At 48.6% G+C, this 428-nt stretch carries 1 protein-coding gene; it reads right to left on the bottom strand.

The annotated features are described in order from the left end of the window. Nucleotides 1-428 (bottom strand): collagen-flanked surface repeat-containing protein (locus ACWIW0_RS11370; protein ID WP_454453404.1); only part of this gene is annotated, 428 nt, incomplete at both ends.

Raw genomic sequence — 428 nt, 5'->3', positions numbered from 1 at the left:
GTGGCAGTGCTTTGAGTGCCATCTGCGTTGGTGATGGTAATGGTGGCTGTGTCGCCAACTTTTTCTACAGTGGCAGTTGGTGATTTACCGTCTTTACCGTCATTCACCGTGGTGCTGGTACTTGTGCCATCAGGGTTGTTTACTGTGATGGTATGCGTGCCGTTGCCGTTGTCTGTCACGGTCGCTGTGGCTGATTTGCCATCAGCACCTTTTTCACCTTGGTCACCTTTTTCACCATTCTTACCATCTTTAACAGTGGCAGTGCTTTGAGTGCCATCTGCGTTGGTGATGGTAATGGTGGCTGTGTCGCCAACTTTTTCTACGGTGGCAGTTGGTGATTTGCCATCATTGATGATGGTGCTTGTTTCAGTACCATTGCCATCTGTGACGGTTAATGTGTGTGTGCCATCGTTGTTTGTAACCACTTT

The sequence above is a fragment of the Ursidibacter sp. B-7004-1 genome (genome assembly GCF_053654055.1).
Note: the sequence above shows the minus strand (reverse complement) of the source record. Positions and strands in the feature narration are given on the sequence as shown.